The sequence below is a fragment of the Pseudomonas sp. R15(2017) genome (assembly GCF_002112685.1).
GTDB lineage: Bacteria > Pseudomonadota > Gammaproteobacteria > Pseudomonadales > Pseudomonadaceae > Aquipseudomonas > Aquipseudomonas glycinae.
Genome location: NZ_NEII01000006.1, coordinates 126808 through 144267 on the forward strand (window position 1 = coordinate 126808; position 17460 = coordinate 144267).

At 59.7% G+C, this 17460-nt stretch carries 12 protein-coding genes; 6 read left to right on the forward strand and 6 right to left on the reverse strand.

Annotation, left to right across the window (positions count from 1 at the left end):
• Nucleotides 1-145: 145 nt before the first annotated feature.
• From CAF77_RS14140 to CAF77_RS14150, 3 genes are all read right to left on the reverse strand, one after another.
• The gene (locus CAF77_RS14140) at nucleotides 146-2923 is read right to left on the reverse strand and encodes an RHS repeat-associated core domain-containing protein (RefSeq protein ID WP_085654812.1); all 2778 of its coding nucleotides are present in this window, start codon (nucleotides 2921-2923) and stop codon (nucleotides 146-148) included.
• Nucleotides 2920-7368, reverse strand: a complete 4449-nt coding sequence (locus CAF77_RS14145) for a SpvB/TcaC N-terminal domain-containing protein (RefSeq protein ID WP_085654815.1) — start codon at nucleotides 7366-7368, stop codon at nucleotides 2920-2922. Before CAF77_RS14145 ends, CAF77_RS14140 begins: the two co-directional genes overlap by 4 nt.
• A gap of 154 nt (nucleotides 7369-7522) precedes the next feature.
• Entirely contained in the window at nucleotides 7523-9046 is a 1524-nt protein-coding gene (locus CAF77_RS14150; protein ID WP_007960181.1) for a fumarate hydratase, read from the reverse strand.
• 311 nt (nucleotides 9047-9357) lie between these two features.
• On the opposite strand from CAF77_RS14150, the gene CAF77_RS14155 reads away from it, so the two are divergent.
• From CAF77_RS14155 to CAF77_RS14165, 3 genes are read left to right on the forward strand one after another with little or no spacing between them, the layout of a single operon-like run.
• A complete protein-coding gene (locus CAF77_RS14155) occupies nucleotides 9358-10464 on the forward strand; it encodes a diguanylate cyclase (RefSeq protein ID WP_064383785.1) in 1107 nt (368 codons plus the stop codon).
• A complete protein-coding gene (locus CAF77_RS14160) occupies nucleotides 10457-11392 on the forward strand; it encodes an iron-sulfur-binding ferredoxin reductase (protein WP_064383784.1) in 936 nt (311 codons plus the stop codon). Before CAF77_RS14155 ends, CAF77_RS14160 begins: the two co-directional genes overlap by 8 nt.
• Nucleotides 11393-11421: 29 nt before the next feature.
• Nucleotides 11422-12171, forward strand: a complete 750-nt coding sequence (locus tag CAF77_RS14165; RefSeq protein ID WP_064383783.1) for an enoyl-CoA hydratase-related protein — start codon at nucleotides 11422-11424, stop codon at nucleotides 12169-12171.
• Nucleotides 12172-12294: 123 nt separating this feature from the next.
• On the opposite strand, the gene CAF77_RS14170 is transcribed toward CAF77_RS14165, so the two are convergent.
• Both CAF77_RS14170 and pyk read right to left on the reverse strand, forming a co-directional pair.
• Nucleotides 12295-13557, reverse strand: a complete 1263-nt coding sequence (locus CAF77_RS14170) for a hypothetical protein (protein ID WP_064383782.1) — start codon at nucleotides 13555-13557, stop codon at nucleotides 12295-12297.
• 175 nt (nucleotides 13558-13732) lie between these two features.
• Nucleotides 13733-15184, reverse strand: coding sequence for a pyruvate kinase (gene pyk / locus CAF77_RS14175; protein WP_007965891.1), 1452 nt, complete (start codon nucleotides 15182-15184; stop codon nucleotides 13733-13735).
• Between the two features lie 235 nt (nucleotides 15185-15419).
• Between pyk and CAF77_RS28990 the strand changes: the two genes are divergently transcribed.
• From CAF77_RS28990 to CAF77_RS14185, 3 genes are all read left to right on the forward strand, one after another.
• A complete protein-coding gene (locus CAF77_RS28990; RefSeq protein ID WP_139831599.1) occupies nucleotides 15420-15719 on the forward strand; it encodes a hypothetical protein in 300 nt (99 codons plus the stop codon).
• A gap of 102 nt (nucleotides 15720-15821) precedes the next feature.
• On the forward strand, nucleotides 15822-16208 hold the full coding sequence (locus CAF77_RS14180) for a tol-pal system YbgF family protein (RefSeq protein WP_007951249.1): 387 nt from the start codon (nucleotides 15822-15824) through the stop codon (nucleotides 16206-16208).
• A gap of 223 nt (nucleotides 16209-16431) precedes the next feature.
• Nucleotides 16432-16791 (forward strand): PilZ domain-containing protein, encoded by a 360-nt coding sequence (locus CAF77_RS14185; RefSeq protein ID WP_064383781.1) that lies wholly within the window; start codon nucleotides 16432-16434, stop codon nucleotides 16789-16791.
• 114 nt (nucleotides 16792-16905) lie between these two features.
• On the opposite strand, the gene CAF77_RS14190 is transcribed toward CAF77_RS14185, so the two are convergent.
• On the reverse strand, nucleotides 16906-17307 hold the full coding sequence (locus CAF77_RS14190; RefSeq protein WP_064383780.1) for a DUF6124 family protein: 402 nt from the start codon (nucleotides 17305-17307) through the stop codon (nucleotides 16906-16908).
• Nucleotides 17308-17460 lie beyond the last annotated feature (153 nt).

Consider the following 17460-nt stretch of genomic DNA (forward strand, 5'->3'; position numbering starts at 1 on the left):
GCACGCCATCGTGCGGCTACAGTGCTATGGCTGCATAAAAGCCGATTGGTCACACGACCGCTTTTGAGTCTGGCATCCAGGGCGCGACGAGTCCTTGTACGGAATCATCGGCGACGGTTTGGCAGGCCTCAACTGACATCAGCGGTCAGGGACCATGTGTGCCGTTGGATTTGGTCCACCAGTTGTAAAGCCTGGAGTGTTTTACCGGGGTATGACGTAGTTGCTGCTGTAAAAACTGGTTATCGGTGGACCGCGACTCCCTGTAAGCGGCAACAGAAGCTTTCGCTCGACCGATGTTGGCTAGCGCCTCGTGGGTTTGCTGCTGCAGGTCTGAGCGGCTGATCGGAGCAATTCCGTCTGGGTCCAGAACATCGATGCCTAATGCATCGAACGCTCCTTCTGCAGCGGCGGAATAACTTTCGACGGCCGCCTGCCAGTCAGAGAGCATTGTCTCGATCTTTATAATCTTCACCGGGTCGAGCCCGTTTTTTATGTCTTCGGCTTCGATTGCTCGAGCAATGATGGCGATAGCGGCGGGGATAATCGATAGCCACGACGCCATCACTCGGTTCATGAGAAATGCAGGCGTCTGACGGACCAGATCATCCGAGGCCTCTCGCCACGTTCTGTTTTGCCTCACGGGATCCGTGATCCCTAATCCTTTATTGATTTCACTGACTGACATTTTCGACGTTTGCGGGATCAGCGGGCCGAGCATGATCCCGGTTCTGGAGGCGACTTCGTTTGTGAACGGGTCAATCATCGCACCGACGATGTCACCGCCGATGTTTCCACCAATCAGCCCGCCAGTTGTCAGGTAGGGGATAAAGGACTGGGGGCTTGGAAGCACCAACTCAACAAGCCCTGCGCCGAAAACGCCTGCTTCGTAGCCAGCAACACCTTTGCCCACCTCGACTGCGACGTTCGCCATCAAATTTCTTTTGATGTTTTTCTTATGAAAGATGTTGTGAAGCTGCTGGAGCAAATGTTCGGAGTGTCCGAAGACGACGGAAATGAAGTCCGAATAATGTCTGATAGTGCTTTCCGTTTTGTATGCTCCGACAGAGTCGACGTAACGCAGCGGGTTGTTGCCGACAAACGCATATCGATTCGGCCCGTCCGCATCTCCGGCCGGGTCGGCATTGATCCAGCGACTCAACCAAGGGACGTAATACCGGGCGCCATAGTAATAAAGCCCGGTGCGATCCATTTCCTTGCCCGAATAGCGGATGAACTTGTAGTCCGCTTCGATCTGCGAACGCGCGGCCATCCAGGCGGTGCCGCCAAAGGCAAAATAGCCCTCGGCACTGATCAATAGCGCCCTTGCATCGAGTGTTTTTGTGATTGAGCCCAGGTGGTCACTCAGCGAGTACTGCAATTGATCAGCGTCGATGCCTGACGGTTTGCCGGCCACCCAGTGCAGGCAGGACACTTCGCCGACGCCGATTGCGACGGTGATCCGATGCAGTTCTTCGCCCGAGCTTTTGCTGCGGATTTCCAGGGACCCCGCGTAATGCACTTCATCGACATGGCTGACTTTGCGGGTGTGGGTTTCGTGACGTTTGTAGACCCGTGTGCCCCGGCTGTATTGGTACAACTCCTGATCCGGTGGCCCGCCGACATGTTCGACGAGGGTCAGCGATTGCAGTTGGTTGCGGCTGTTCCAGTGCAGCGGCTGGCCAGCCTGCAGGTGCCTGAGATTGCCGGTCGGGTCGAACCGGGCGCCGAAGTCAGGCACCGGATCCCCCTGTTTCCAGCGCACCCCGCGATTGCTGGCAGTGTCGATGAACACCTCGCGGGTGTAGGTGTTGCCGTCGCGTACGTGGGTCAGTTTTTTCAGGTTGTTGCCGTCGTCGTATTCGAAAGACTCGACATAGTTGCGTCGGTCATCGGGATCGGTGGGTTGCGGCCGACCGGAGTTATCCGCGGGCGGGGCGTCGCTGTAACCGGTAGCGCGGGTCAGGCGGTACACCGAGTCATAGCCAAATGTGCGTTCACCGTCGACCCGCTGGTTGCGGAAAAACGTCGGTGTGTAGGTGTGGTCAACAATGCGCGTAACGTTACCTTCCAAATCGTATTCATACCCGAAATCCAGAATCGCCGGCTCTGAAGCCTTTTGCGCGTACTGTCGCAGCAGGCGTCCGTCGGTGTCCCGGTAGCACCAGCGGTTGGTCACATCGTTGCCGAGCCGTTGTTCGGTGATCTGGCCGGCGGCGTTGTAATCCGCACCTTTCAAAACCGGCTGGAAGGCTTGTCCGTTGAGTTGCAGTTGTACCTGGACGAGCTGCCCGGCGATGTCGTAGGTCGACTGTTGCAGGTGCCCGCCGGCGTCAGTGGTTTGCAACACTGCGCCGACGGCGCTGTAGACCCGACGGCTGGTGCAGGTTTTGCCGTCCTTGAAGGTGCGGGTTTCTTCCAGCGTCTGTCCGTGCATGCCGAAGCTGTCGAGGGCAAGCGTGCCTGATGGATCGCTCAGCGCCGTCATCTGTCCGCGCAGATTGTGCGTCGGGTCGGCCGAAGCGTCGAGGTAGCGGAAGGTTTCGAAGTTCGCTGCACCGTTTTCCGTGACGGCCCGCAGACGCAGTTGCGGGTCGTAGGTCATTTCCCGGTGATTGCGGTTAGCATCCCAATTCTGAAGAACCTCGCCACCGACACCCTGCAGTACTGTGTTTTCGCCACCGTCAACGTTGATCGTCCTGATCGCCACGCCGTCCAGCCTGTGCACCGTTGTGGTATTGGGCGTGGGCAGACGCGGATCGCGCAGCGCGACCCGTCGGCCGGCAACGTCATATTGCTGTCGGGTAATGAGCGCCTGCACATCCTCCCCTGCCACCCTGCGCAGGTAGTCGACCTGTCTGATGACGTTGCCACGCGGATCCGTGACAACGGCTGTCGGCGTGCGCCAATGCAGGCTGGTGTTCATGCCTTGACCTTTTTCGCCGGCCTGGCGGGTTGTTTCGCAGATGAGGGCGCGGGTGTGTTGTCGGTGTCATTGAAGTCATAGCGGAGCGTGAACCACGCATGCAGGATGTCGAACGCCAGATGGCCCAGCGCATTGATCGTCTGTATCGGCCGCCCCAAGGCGTCGTAGAACATCCGGTCGTGATAGCCGTGCTCGCGCATTGCGCTGTCGTTGATACAGCGGTGGGTATTGAGGAAGTAGGCGCGGTACACCCGGATGGTTTCGCCCTTGTGGTTGTATTCCACACGCCCGCTGACTCGCCAGCGCGGATCTGCCGGTGCCGTGCGCAACTGGCCACGGTCCAGCGCAAGGTTCTGTCGGGGGGTGGCCATAAAGGCTTCACCCTGCGGGACGAGCTGTTTGCTTTGCAGTGCGCGGCCGAAGCCGTCGAAGTAGCGGATCGTCATTTGAATCTGTTGCAGCGGGTCGGTGGGGTAGCGGTCGGCAACCAGGTTGAGGCTGTGTACCGGCTGCTTGAGGGTGGTTCGGATGAACTTGAGCAGGGCCTGTTCGCTGGTGCTGCGTTTTTTCAGCTGGTTCAGCCAGCGCAGGGCCGAGGCGCGGATGTGGCCGTCGGGCAGAATCAGCCCCTTGGCGATCCATTCCTTTCTTTTGATGGGCAGCGTTTTGAGCGGGAGTACCGGCATCCAGCTTTGCAGGTCGGTGCGCACCACGCTGGCAGCGGATGCCAGGGCGGTTTTCGGATTGGCGAGGGCGTATTCGACACTCAGGTCAGGCTGTGGCGGGTAAGCGGACAGGGGAGCGAAACCGGCCTGAGCGCCGTTTTCGGTGCCATAAGAACTGAGGGCGGTGGGTTGCCTGTCTGCGTCGTACAGCACTTCCTGAATGTTCTCGTTGGCATCCTTGACACTGCACGGCAGAAGGGTGTGCCAGTCGTATGTCATGGTTGTGACGCAGCCGTCCGGCAGGGTGAGGGTCTCGGTCACCAGATGGTTCGGGTCCCAGGCGATGTGCGTCACGCCATGGCTGGCGGTCTGCTGCACATCGGTGACGTGGAAAAATTGGCTGGCATCGGCGTAGGTGTAAAAACCGCTCAGGGCTGACCACAGGTTTTCCAGTTTGTCCTCTTCCGAATCTTCGGGGAGAAACAGATTCATCGGCTCATAGCCGATCTTGATCAGCTCGTCCCGAATGACAATCGGGACGTCGTCGTAGGCAGCCAGTGCAGTCTTGTCGAACACGGCCTGTTTCGTCGGGCCTGCCAACGGTGGGTAAAGCATTTTGCCGGCGGCCTCCAGATAGGTCTGCTGCGAAAGCGAGGTCAGTTCGCGCGCGGCTTTCCATGCGGCGCTGTCTTTATGCCGATCGAAATTTTCGAAACTGATGTCCGCTGCGCGCAAACCGTCCGGCAGAGAGCCTTTGGGCAGCCTCATCGCATTACCGCGCTGGCGGCAGGGCAAACCGAGCAGCCAGTGACTGTCACTGGTCAAGTGAATGAATTCGGCGAGAGCTTCCGTCAGATAAAAGCATTGCTGTTGCTCATCGTGGCTGTCCAGCCAGGCGCGTCGTTGATCTTCCCGATCGAAGGGCGGTTCGTCATTCTCGGTGCGGCGACGAGCACAAGCGACGGTAAAACCTTGTGTCAGATGACCGTATTCGTCCCACGCCAGATTGACCCTATGCTCAACGCGTGGATCGTCCATGAAGCGTTCGTATTGATGGCTGCGGTTTTCCAGTTCCAGCACCAGCAGACTGGAGGGATTTATGTTCACCTCTCGCACCAGATAGCGCGTTTCGCTCAGAGAGAACAGGCGCGCGGGGGCGGGGTCGTCTGCCTGGCAGACTTCGGTGCGAAGCAGGTGACCGGCAAGGGCGTAGGCGGTTTCGCGATCATCCTCGGCTTTGCGCCGCTTGCGAATGCGCTCTTTACGGCGTTTGGCATCGAACGCTGAAAAGACCGTGGGGCCCAGCGATGTGATTTCAGGGTCGAGTTCGCAGATACCTTTCAAAACGGGGTCAGTGCATTGACCGGTATAAAACCAGTGCGTCACCTTCATCGGCGCCGTATGGCCGTCTTCGGCTTTTCCCGGTTCCAGTTCACTGTCGATCTGACAGACCCGGCCGAAGCCACGGAACTCGCGATCTTTCCCGTCGTAGTAGCCGTCCAGATAGTCGAATGACTGCTTCAGGCAGTTGCCGGTGATTTCATCGAGTTGTTCCAGCCAGTGGAGCACCATCTGAGGAAACGGCAACCGGCTGACCGGATGCCTGCGAGCCATCAGTTCCCGGCGTTTTTCGTCCAGCCAGAATTGTGCACTGCTGCGATGTTGCAGCGTGGCGCTGTAGCCCATGTTGTTGTTGCAGCCGGTGAGCAGGTAGGGCCGTTTACTGACGAAGTGATACACCCAGTGCTGCGGTTTCATGTGGGGTTTGGTCAGCAGCAGGCTGGCGCAGCCAATGCCTTGCAGATCGGCGAAGGTCACCTGGCAGAGGTTGTCGTAGCGAATGCCGGCAGGCCACGTGACACGCACGGGTGTCGGGGCCAGGCCGTTGCCACCCTGGTTGAACCAGATCTCGAAGTAATCCGAAGACAGGTAAATGAAGGCCGGGGCGCCGGAGCCGTCGAGATCGGCGATGCGTACCCGGTCGGCATCGAATTTGCCATAGTCGAACAGCAAGTCGCTCAATTTGAAACCCTCTCCAAACCGGCCATGACCCAGGCTGATCCAGCAACGGATTTCATCATGGCGGATCCGGCACAGCTCCATGCCGCTGGCGCCCATGCCACTGAATGACACCAGTTCGCTGCGGGCATTGCCGAACAGCGGCAATCTGTCCGGGGTATGGGGCACATCCTGGCCGGGAGCAAATCCTTTTTCCCGCAGGTTGGCATACACCCGCACGCTTTTCGGGCCGATCAACGCCATGGAGTCCAGGCCATCGCCGCGCAGATCGCCCAGTTGTACCAGTTGATGGAAAAACTCCACGGGAAACTGATCGAACGATTTGAAAGGCGACCAGGTGCCATCCGGCTTGAGCGTGTAATACCCGCTGCCACCGGGCTGCGCGACGACCCAGTCCAGACAGCCGTCACCGGTGAGGTCGGTAAGAATCTGCACCACCGGTTTGCTGCTGTCGGCGTTCGGAATCAGCGGCAGCAGGGTCCAAGGGCCGTAGACGATTTCGTCTGTGCCGGGCGTGCCGCGCAACGGTTCGCGGAAATACCAGGCCCCGTCGCGCTGGCAGAGAAAACCGGGCAGGGCTTCACCGTAAAGATCGACGCAATGGTAGGGCTGGCCGTCGTTGAGACCGGGCATGTGATCAAGTTGCAGAAAGGGTTTGGGGGTGGTGTCGAGTATCAGCGCCTCATAAAAATATTCGAGGGGTGGCATGTGTTTGACGTGACCTGTAGCGTCGTAACTCATGTAGTGCGCTGCTTTCAGATGATTGTATCGATGCGATGTGGATTCGTGCTCCAGCAACAGGCGATTGACCAGCACCGGAGCGGGGCCGATGGCATTGAACAGCAGGAACTGTCGGCACAGGCGCCGAGTGCCGACTTCAAAGCCATGGCGATGCATACGAAACGGATCGGAACGCACCGCCCAGGCATCCTCGTTGGCGGGGTACGGTGGAACATCGTCATGCCCGGAGACGCGTTCGCCGTAGTCAATGATCATTCGGAACAGCCAGTCGAGTAATTCGGGTTGAGGGTGATCAAGACAGTACAGATCGGCACTGGCGGTCTTGTTGCAGTAGCAGACCTGGCGCAGGTAGCGTTGAGCACTGTAGTCAAAACGGGCGTCAGTGGTTTTGTCGTCGGTCTTGTACTGGTAAAAGATGTTTTCGCCCACGGGGTTCCTGACTTCCGTCAGCAACCACACAGCGATATGCGCCGGGGCTGCCGGGTCATGGATGCAGGAATCCAGGGTGTTGCCATAGCAATATCGAGTGCCATCGGCTCCAGAGACCACCCAGAACGGATGACCGCCATCGGTGGGAGTCCAGAGTTCGTAGCGGGTGAATGTCGTTTCCAGACGTGGAATGTAGAGCACCACTGAATAGGTTCTGGCGCTCCTGCCTTTACCGCGCGTACGCTTTTTTGCCTTGATCCTGCCGCGCGTTGTCCGTTCGGGCCGCAGGTCGGTTCCGTCAGCCTGCATGACATCGTCGGCTGCATATTTCGGCACGCCCTTGCTGGTCTTGCGCGAAATGGAAGCCACCGACAGATCCCAGCCAAGTCCGCATTTGCCGTTGCCCGCATTGCCGTCATAAAACAGCTGCAACTCAGGATTGAGCGTACGGGCGTTCAGGATCGGCAGTGGCAAGGTGTAAGACCGCTGCCCGGTCGCACCGATCTCTCCCCAACTGCGCCCGTTCGTAGCAATGGACGCTGTCTTGGCAATAGAGGGAGGAGTGACGAGCGCATCTGCATCAAGGGCCATGGCAACGCAACCTGTGAACGCCGAGATTCCACGCTAACAGAGGGCGTCGGGGGTCGGCACCTGTCAGATCTGACAGGTGCCGACTGACGGCAGGCGAAAAAAAAACCGGGCGGTCATCGCTGACCCCCCGGTTTTTTTCAAACAGCAGAAGCGCTTACTGCACTTCCACCGCCAGGCTTTCGCTGATCTTCTGCTGCCAGATCGCAGGACCGGTGATGTGTACCGATTCACCTTTGCTGTCCACCGCTACGGTGACCGGCATGTCCTTGACCTCGAACTCGTAGATCGCTTCCATGCCCAGCTCTGCAAACGCCAGAACCTTGGACTTCTTGATCGCTTGCGCCACCAGGTAAGCGGCGCCGCCAACAGCCATCAGGTACACGGCTTTGTTGTCCTTGATCGCGTCGATGGCGGTCGGGCCGCGCTCGGACTTGCCGATCATGCCCAACAGGCCGGTCTGCTCGAGGATCTGACGGGTGAACTTGTCCATCCGCGTGGCGGTGGTGGGGCCCGCCGGGCCAACCACTTCATCACCGACCGGATCAACCGGGCCGACGTAGTAGATGAAGCGGCCTTTCAGATCAACCGGCAGGGTTTCGCCCTTGTTCAGCATCTCGACCATGCGTTTGTGCGCCGCGTCGCGACCGGTGAGCATCTTGCCATTGAGCAGGACGGTTTCGCCCGGCTTCCAGCTCTGCACGTCTTCCGGGGTCAGGGTGTCAAGGTTGACGCGACGGGCCGACGGGCCGGCTTCCCAGACGATTTCCGGGTAGGCGTCCAGCGGTGGCGCTTCCAGCGAGGCCGGGCCGGAACCGTCGAGCACGAAGTGCGCGTGGCGGGTGGCGGCGCAGTTCGGGATCATGCACACCGGCAAGGAAGCGGCGTGGGTCGGGTAATCCATGATCTTCACGTCGAGCACGGTGGTCAGGCCACCGAGGCCCTGGGCGCCGATGCCCAGCTGGTTGACCTTCTCGAACAGCTCCAGACGCATTTCTTCGATGCGGTTCTGCGGGCCACGGGCTTTGAGCTCGTGAATGTCGATGGATTCCATCAACACTTCTTTCGCCATCACAGCGGCTTTCTCGGCGGTGCCGCCGATGCCGATGCCCAGCATGCCCGGCGGGCACCAGCCGGCGCCCATGGTCGGAACGGTCTTGAGTACCCAGTCGACGATCGAGTCGGACGGGTTGAGCATGGCCATTTTCGACTTGTTCTCGGAACCGCCGCCCTTGGCCGCCACGTCCACTTCCACGGTGTTACCCGGAACGATGGAGTAGTGGATGACCGCCGGAGTGTTGTCCTTGGTGTTCTTGCGCGCACCGGCCGGGTCGGCCAGGATCGAAGCACGCAGGACGTTTTCCGGCAGGTTGTAGGCGCGACGCACGCCTTCGTTGATCATGTCGTCCAGGCTCATGGTCGCGCCATCCCAACGCACGTCCATGCCCACACGCACGAACACGGTCACGATGCCGGTGTCCTGGCAGATCGGCCGATGGCCGGTGGCGCACATGCGCGAGTTGATCAGGATCTGCGCCATCGAGTCACGGGCCGCTGGCGATTCTTCGCGCAGGTAGGCTTCGTGCATCGCCTGGATGAAGTCCACGGGGTGGTAGTAGGAAATGAACTGCAGGGCGTCGGCAACGCTCTGAATCAGGTCGTCTTGCTTGATCACGGTCATGAGTCGCGCTCCTCTAAAAGACGGGAACATTCAATAAGGTGCCTGCGGCTTGGGTGCATCGGTCGGTCGCAGACACCTTTCAAGGCACGCCGGGGCTGCTGGCGCGACGCTAAAAAGGCGCGGCAGTATACCGCGCCTCGGTGGCGGGCACATCTGCCGGGAGTCATTCGTTGGTCGCATGGCTGCAGGTTTTTGACGCCAAATACCCGGCCCGAAAATCAATGGTCATTTATCGCCTGCGCCACTAAAGTGGCAGCCGGTCTGTAGAGTAGGACACTCGGTCAGCCTCTTATCGCACGGTGAGTCAACGATTGACCCATAACGCCATTCAACGTCTTTTGCTCAAACGCTTCGCCCTCGCTGCAGCCACCTATGGATTGGCTTTGCTGCTGCTGTGGCTGGCGTATTTCACCGGACATTACGAAGATTCGCTGGCTGGCGTCGCCGTCGGCAGCGCCCTGGTGGTCATCAGCCAGGCAATCCTGTTCGCGGTGTTTTTCTCCGGCTGCAATCTGCGCTTTTCCGACCCGAGCCTGACCGAAGCACAAGTGCTGCTTGGCCTCGGCTGGCAGACGTGGCTGATCGCGCATCTGGAAGAAGCCCGGGGCGAGTTCCTGGTCTTCTATGTGCTGATCCTGCTGTTCGGCCTGTTCCATCTGTCACAGCGGGCGTTCGTACGCTGCGCGATGCTGGTGTTCTTCAGCTTTTGCGCCATCACGCTGTGGGACGGTTACCACTTGCATCTGCACGATCCGGCGCTTTCCGCGTTGCAGGCTTGCATCCTGTTGATCGTGCTGGCGTGGCTGGTGATTTATGCGCGCTTCGTCCAGACCTCGCGCCAACGCATGCGTCAGCGCCGGTTCGCCTTGCAGGCGCATCAGGACACCCTGCGCGGGATGATGCGCCAGCTCGAAGACCTGGTGGCCACCGACGAACTGACCGGGCTGTTCAACCGTCGGCACTTCCTGCGCCTTGCCACCCGCGAGCTGAATGCGATGGAGGCCGACGTGGTGCATGGTCTGGCGCTGATCGACCTCGACCACTTCAAACGCATCAACGACATTCACGGCCACGCCGCTGGCGATCAGGTGTTGCAGGCTTTCGCCGGGGTGGCCGGGGCCTGTCTGCGCGACGGCGATGTCCTGGCGCGATATGGTGGTGAGGAATTCGTGGTGCTGCTGCCCGATTGCAACGCCGAGCGCCTGACCGCCTGTTGCGAACGCCTGCGCATCGCCTTCACCGACGTTGAACTGGTAGGCCTGAATGTGAAAAACCTCAGCCTGTCCGCCGGCATGACCCTGCTGGAACTGGGCGATGATCTGGACGACGCCTTGCAGCGTGCCGATCAGGCGCTGTACCGGGCCAAGCGCGACGGCCGCAATCGTTGCGCAGCGGCATGGGAGAACGTCGATGCCTGAACTGCGGGTCGGTGAACGACAGTGGTTGGTGGCGGCGGGCAGCAACCTGCTCGATGCCCTCAATCAGAACGGTGTGGCAGTGCCTTACAGCTGTCGCGCCGGCAGTTGCCACGCGTGTCTGGTGCAATGCGTGCAGGGCTTGCCTGCCGACAGTCGCCCGGATGCCTTGAGCGCCGAGCAACGTGATCAGGGCTGGCGGCTGGCCTGTCAGTGCCAGGTGATTGAGGATTTGCAGGTGCACACCTTCGATCCCGTCACCGATGGTCGCCCGGCCACGGTCGAAGCGCTGGACTGGCTCGGCGACAGCGTGTTGCGCCTGCGCCTGATACCCCAGCGGCCGCTGCGCTACAGTGCCGGCCAGCATCTGGTGCTGTGGGCCGGCCACGTTGCGCGGCCGTATTCGCTGGCCAGCCTGCCGGAAGAAGACCGCTTTCTTGAATTTCACCTCGATTGCCGCCAGCCCGGCGAATTCAGCGATGCCGCGCGCCGCTTGCAGATCGGTGATCCGATCCGTCTCGGTGAACTGCGCGGCGGCGCGCTGCATTACGACCCGGACTGGCACGACCGGCCGTTGTGGCTGCTGGCCGCCGGTACCGGACTCGGCCCGTTGTTCGGCGTGTTGCGCGAGGCCTTGCGTCATGATCATCGGGGCGCCATTCGCGTCATTCACCTGGCTCATGACGCCGACGGGCATTACCTGGCCAAACCCCTTGAAGCGCTGGCCGCGCAGCGGCAAAACCTCAGCGTCGAACGGTGGACCGCGGCCGAGTTGCCGGGCGCTTTGGCGCAACTGCGCCTTGTCTCCCGACAAACCCTGGCCTTAGTCTGCGGATCGACGGCCAGCGTCGACGCGTTTGCCAAGCGTCTGTTCCTGGCCGGACTGCCGCGCAATCAACTGCTGGCCGATGTCTTCCTGAGCCGTGGTTGAGCGCTGAATTCTCAGACGCGAGACACGCCATGCCCGACGCCATCCTGCTGCACCGCGAACGCGGTTTGCTGACCCTGCGCCTCAACCGCCCGGACAAGAAAAACGCCCTGACCCGCGCCATGTACAGCCAATTGGCCGACGCGCTGAAACAGGCCGACCGCGACCCCGAAATCAACGCGGTACTGATCACCGGCAGCGCCGAGTGCTTCACCGCCGGCAACGACATCGCCGACTTCATCCAGCAACCGCCGAGCGACCTCGACAGCCCGGTGTTTCACTTCATGCTCAATTTGCTGGAGTGCCGCAAACCGGTGATCGCCGCGGTGGCCGGGGCGGCGGTGGGGATCGGCACGACGCTGTTGCTGCATTGCGATCTGGTGTACGTGGCGCGGGATGCGCGGCTGCGCATGCCGTTCGTCAATCTCGGTTTGTGCCCGGAGTTCGGTTCCAGCCTGATCCTGCCGCGCTTGCTCGGGCAGGCCAAGGCATCGGAGCTGTTGTTGCTGGGTGAAGGCTTCACCGGTGAGCAGGCGGCGCAATGGAGCATCGCAACCGAGGCGCTGGGCAGTGGCGAAGCCGCGTTGGCCAAGGCGCGGGAGATGGCGTTGCGGTTTGACGAGCTGCCGGCCGAGGCGGTGCGGATCAGCAAGCAGTTGATGCGCGCACCGGATCGCGAGTTGATTCGCAAGGTGATCAAGGAGGAGGGCGCGCTGTTCACCCAGCGGTTGCGCTCGCCGGAGGCGTTGGCGGCGTTGACGGGGTTCATCAAACGGCATTGAAACGCTTACCCTCATCGGAACGCCGCCCGCCCAACTCTCCCGAAACGTCGGATGCCCGGAGGGAAAGGGGCGGGGCTTCTATGCATTCTTCAACCCCGGAAATTTGACTTGTAAGGTCGACGCTTAACCAACCATTAACCGTGAAATAAATGCTCCCCATCCTTCTTCGCCGGCAACCAGCAATTTACCGTCCGCTTGTGGGATAAGGGCATTGGGCATATTGAAATCACTTCCGATTGGCAATAGCGCCCAGCCCTTATTGTCCAGCGTTTTATCCAGTGTGCCATCTGGATTGAACCGCGCTAAAACTGTGTCTGGCTGTTCATTCGAATCGAGCACGACACCGGCAATCATCAACTTTTCATCATCATCAATAAAACCGTCAGTAAACAGCGTCATCTGATCGTTCAGAGAAGTGAGCAAGGGTTTGCCGCCATTGAACTCGGGATCATGAGAACCGTCGGAACGCCAAGCTTCCAGATATCCAGTAAATGGCGCCTGTAAGGTGGTTCCGATAGCTACAACTCCGTCATCCGAGCGTTGAAGTCGCCGATAGAAGAGGTAATTCGGCGCAGGAACCAGTTTGTAACCATCGTTACCAAACGAGATATCACGGGAGCCATCGCTGAGATAACGGACGAACACGGTGCAACGAGGATTCGGGCCGCCGGTGACAATGCCCGCGGCAAGCAGCTTGCCATCCTTCTGGGGCACCACGAGACCAATGTTCGTTGTTTGCTGCTCATAGTCGGGATGCTGTACGGCGACATGGCCTGTGCCAGCGAATGTTGGATCCGGGCTGCCATTAGGATTGAGGCGGTAGATCATGCTGGCTGAATGTGAAGGGAAACTGAAAATGTAAAGGCTTGTTATGACAATCTTTCCATCCGCCATCTCCACGCAATGAGGAGCGTTGCGATCCGCCCTTGACTGCACTGTGGCAAAACGGCGCGGGGTGTCAGGCTGGTCGGGCCTGGTGTCAAGGATGACCTTGCCGTTGTTACCGAAAGACAGGTTGGGACTACCGGATTCCAGGTACCGTGCCAAAGCGGTGTGCTTTAAGCCGGTGGTGCCAATGAGCACTATATCGCCATTGCTCAAGATGCTAAGGCTGTTGGGATATGACACCTCATTCGGGCCGAAAATATCAATAACGAAGCCATTTTTGCCAAAACGTTGGTCGATAGTACCCTCAGCGTTGAGACGTGTGATCCAGAATTTATCGAAGTCTTGATCGTAGACACCCCCTGCCACATAGATGGCACCACTCGGTGCGATGGCCACCGCAGTAGCAGTTGCATGAGTAGCGTTGGGAATGTTGAAGCGTAGAACGCCTTTATTGGCAAAAGTCGGATCGAAAGATACGGTACTGGCGATTGCGTTCATGGCGCTTCTCCTGTTTGATCAGTTCGACGTTTGTACGTGGGCTTTCCGAGACCCATTGGATGTCACTTGATGGGGAGCGCCTACTGTCAGAAATGACAGGTATAAAGAAGTTTTTGGAATAAAAAAGCCCTGCCGTTATAAGCGGCAGGGCTTTTCGTTTTCAGCAACCGGTCACTCAGACCTGCGGGTCGCCCACGTGCAGGATTTTCATGCCGTTGGTGCCGCCGGTGGTGTGGTAGCTGTCGCCCTTGGTCAGGATGACCCAGTCGCCTTTCTCAACCACGCCGCGCTTGACCAGCTCGTCGATGGCTTTCTGGCTGACTTCGTTCGGGGCCAGCGAAGCCGGGTCGAACGGCACGGTGTACACGCCACGGAACATCGCTGCGCGGGCCTGGGCTTCGCGGTGCGGGGTAAAGCAGTAGATCGGCACCGACGAACGGATACGCGACATGATCAGTGGGGTGTAGCCGCTTTCGGTCAGCGCGATGATCGCTTTCACGCCCGGGAAGTGGTTGGCGGTGTACATGGTCGCCAGTGCGATGCTTTCGTCGCAGCGCTCGAATTCCTTGCCGATGCGGTGGCTGGAGGTCTTGCTGGTCGGGTGCTTTTCAGCGCCGACGCAGATGCGCGCCATCGCCTGCACGGCTTCCAGCGGATAAGCGCCGGCAGCGGACTCGGCCGACAGCATCACGGCGTCGGTGTAGTCGAGCACGGCGTTGGCCACGTCGGACACTTCGGCGCGGGTCGGCATCGGGTTCTGGATCATCGACTCCATCATCTGGGTCGCCACGATCACCGCCTTGTTGTGGCGGCGTGCGTGCAGAATGATTTTCTTCTGGATACCCACCAGTTCGGCATCGCCGATTTCCACACCCAGGTCACCACGGGCAACCATCACCGCGTCGGAAGCCTTGATCAGACCGTCGAGGGTTTCGTCGTCGGCCACGGCCTCGGCGCGTTCGATCTTCGCCACCAGCCAGGCGGTGCCGCCGGCTTCGTCGCGCAGTTGACGGGCGTAGTTCATGTCGGCAGCGTCTCGCGGGAAGGACACGGCGAGATAGTCGACTTCCATTTCGGCGGCGAGCTTGATGTCGGCCTTGTCTTTTTCAGTCAGGGCCGGCGCGGTCAGGCCGCCACCGCGACGGTTGATGCCTTTATGGTCGGACAGCGGGCCGCCGATGGTCACGACACAGTGCAGTTCGGTGGCGGTGGCGGTTTCAACGCGCATCACCACACGGCCGTCGTCGAGCAGCAGCTCGTCGCCCACGCCGCAGTCCTTGACCAGGTCCGGGTAGTCGATGCCGACCACCTGCTGGTTGCCTTCGGTCAGCGGATGGCTGGTGGAGAAGGTGAACTTGTCACCGATCTTCAGCTCGATGCGCTTGTTGGCGAATTTGGCGATTCGGATTTTCGGGCCTTGCAGGTCACCCAGCAGGGCGACGAAGCGGCCGTGCTTGGCAGCGAGGTCACGCACCAGCTTCGCGCGAGCCTTGTGCTCGTCGGGGGTGCCGTGGGAGAAGTTCAGACGGGCGACGTCCAGGCCAGCCAGAATCAGCTGTTCGAGAACTTCCGGCGAGTTACTGGCCGGGCCAAGGGTAGCGACGATTTTGGTACGACGGACGGACATGCAAAGACTCCTCAGGTTCAAGCGCCAGCGAAGGCTACTATGCTCGAAGGGTGTAGTCATTGTTCGTTTGCACTACTTATTGGTTTCTTTATTGAAACGAACATTTTTGAACATTCGGCCGGCGTAGGCCTACCGCTCGTCGAGACTGTTATTTCTATCAGGTGGCGTGGTTTTTACGGCGCGATATAAAAAGCTGAACCTCGCCAATGGTTGGCGAGCCTCCGAGGCAAATGATATGACCAGTGAAAACGATACTCAGATTCAAAATGAGCCTCCCCGTGTTCTGGAGCCATTGGACGGGTCTGCTCCCGGAGTGTTTTTTATCGTGCGAGGAACTGGTACACCAGGGAATACGGCGGTTTGCTACAGCACGAAAGACCCAATGAATCCGATTTTTGGGCAGTCAATTAGCGACACTGGCCAGTGGCAAAACCACATTGACCTTCATAAATTTGGTTTCTATATGGTCGAAAAGACCAAGGATGGCACTGTTGTTTCCCCACGCTCGGAGGTTGTGAACATCAATTTGGAATGAGACGGCCGCTCGATTGGGATGAAAAGGGGCCTCGACACAACAGCGTGCATTGAAGATTTTCGGCGTTAGGTCGATACAATGCACAAGACAGGAGAACCCCCCATGCGATTCGTGCCCATTGCCGCCCTTGCCCTCAGCGTCCTCGCCGTCACGGGCTGCACCCGTTGGTCGATGAACCATCATTTGAACAACGCCTACAGCGCCTACGACCGGGGCAATTGCGAGCAGGTGATGCTCGAACTGTCCAAGGTCGAACGCGCCAGTCGTGCCCGCCCGTATGTGTGGCCGGAAGTGTCGATGATGCGCGGTCAGTGCCTGGAGCGGCAGAAGATGTTCGTCGATGCGGCGCAGACCTATCAGTTCATCATCGCCTCGTACCCCAACAGCGAATACGCCTACCGCGCCCGCGCGCGTCTGGAAACCCTGCAGAGCCTGGGCCATTACCCGACCCGCAGCGCGGCGGCAGTGGTGCGTCCGACCCGCTTCTGATGGCGGTTGTCATACAAAATCTGGCTGGCTGTACAAGCTGAGCTATAGTCCAGAGACACCGGTTTGAAGCCTGCTTTCTGAACCGGCGCAACACCTGCGACTGGCTTGAGATTGACGTGGCGAGCGCCGCCACACCGGAAGCGGGGAGAGCGGACCTGTCGGGCAGGTTCGTTCCGAATCACAGTGCGGCCCCAGGCACCGGGCCCTGCATGGCGATACGCTCATGTTTACCGACCGTCGAATCGAACGGCACCAGCTGCCGTATTTTCTGCGAGTGTTCAACCGCGTCACCGACAAACCCATCGGCTTTCTGGGCAATGTGTCCGAAGACGGTTTGATGCTCATCAGCCAGTTGCCGATGATGCTCGGTGCCGAATTCAACCTGCGCCTTAAAATCCCCATGGGCGATGGCTGTCAGCAGGTCATCGACCTGACGGCGTGCTGCCTGTGGTGCCACGAAGACGCGACCCCCCATCATTACGACGCCGGCTTCAGCCTGTACCGCACGCCGCCCGAATACGGGCAACTGGTCGAGGCGCTGAAGCAGTACTTCAGTTTTCAGCCGTTGCCGGCCTCGGCCTGACTCAAAACCTTCAAAAGCATCACGGGCAAGCCCGCTCCCGCAAGGACAGCGCTGATCCCTGTGGGAGCGGGCTTGCCCGCGATGGCGTCATTTCAGACAACCCATAACCAAAGGTTAGGCAACAGCAATCGCCCGCTCGTTATCCAGCGTCCTCTCTGCCAGCAGCAACCCCATCTCGCTCAATTGATAGATCGCCATCGCCAGATGCCGCGGCTTGTCGTCCAGGCTATCGGCCAGGTCGAGCAGCAGGATGCTGACCGAGGAAAAGGTCTCGTAGGTCTGGATGGCGATCGCCTCGGGGTTGATGTCCGGGTCGACCTTGAACATCTGCATGCCGCGATCCACCGAGTTGCGCGGTTTTTCGGCCTTGGGATTGAGGTAGAAATCGAGGGCCCGGTGGGCCGCGTCGTGGAGTTTTTTTGAATCGACGGAGGCGTAGGGAGAGACCGGATCGGGTTGGTCGGTCGGGTCCGTTGGATCGATGTCCGCAGGGGGATTTGGAACTGGTTTTTTCATGTATTAGCACTCTTCTCGTTGGGGCCACCACCTGGCTCGCGACTAAACGAGAAGGGTGGCGGCTGTAAGCAGGTTAGTCGACCGGGAGTGCATAAACCGGCGCGCCCTGGGGCGCCCTGCGAACAGCCACCATCGAGTGCGGGGATAGGGAAT

Coding starts and splice junctions, on each gene's coding strand:
- CAF77_RS14165 (WP_064383783.1), top strand. CDS start 11,422: ATGCCCGACGCCATCCTGCTGCACCGCGAACGCGGTTTGCTGACCCTG.
- CAF77_RS14160 (WP_064383784.1), top strand. CDS start 10,457: ATGCCTGAACTGCGGGTCGGTGAACGACAGTGGTTGGTGGCGGCGGGC.
- CAF77_RS28990 (WP_139831599.1), top strand. CDS start 15,420: ATGACCAGTGAAAACGATACTCAGATTCAAAATGAGCCTCCCCGTGTT.
- CAF77_RS14145 (WP_085654815.1), bottom strand. CDS start 7,368: ATGGCCCTTGATGCAGATGCGCTCGTCACTCCTCCCTCTATTGCCAAG.
- CAF77_RS14140 (WP_085654812.1), bottom strand. CDS start 2,923: ATGAACACCAGCCTGCATTGGCGCACGCCGACAGCCGTTGTCACGGAT.
- CAF77_RS14185 (WP_064383781.1), top strand. CDS start 16,432: ATGTTTACCGACCGTCGAATCGAACGGCACCAGCTGCCGTATTTTCTG.
- CAF77_RS14190 (WP_064383780.1), bottom strand. CDS start 17,307: ATGAAAAAACCAGTTCCAAATCCCCCTGCGGACATCGATCCAACGGAC.
- CAF77_RS14150 (WP_007960181.1), bottom strand. CDS start 9,046: ATGACCGTGATCAAGCAAGACGACCTGATTCAGAGCGTTGCCGACGCC.
- CAF77_RS14170 (WP_064383782.1), bottom strand. CDS start 13,557: ATGAACGCAATCGCCAGTACCGTATCTTTCGATCCGACTTTTGCCAAT.
- pyk (WP_007965891.1), bottom strand. CDS start 15,184: ATGTCCGTCCGTCGTACCAAAATCGTCGCTACCCTTGGCCCGGCCAGT.
- CAF77_RS14180 (WP_007951249.1), top strand. CDS start 15,822: ATGCGATTCGTGCCCATTGCCGCCCTTGCCCTCAGCGTCCTCGCCGTC.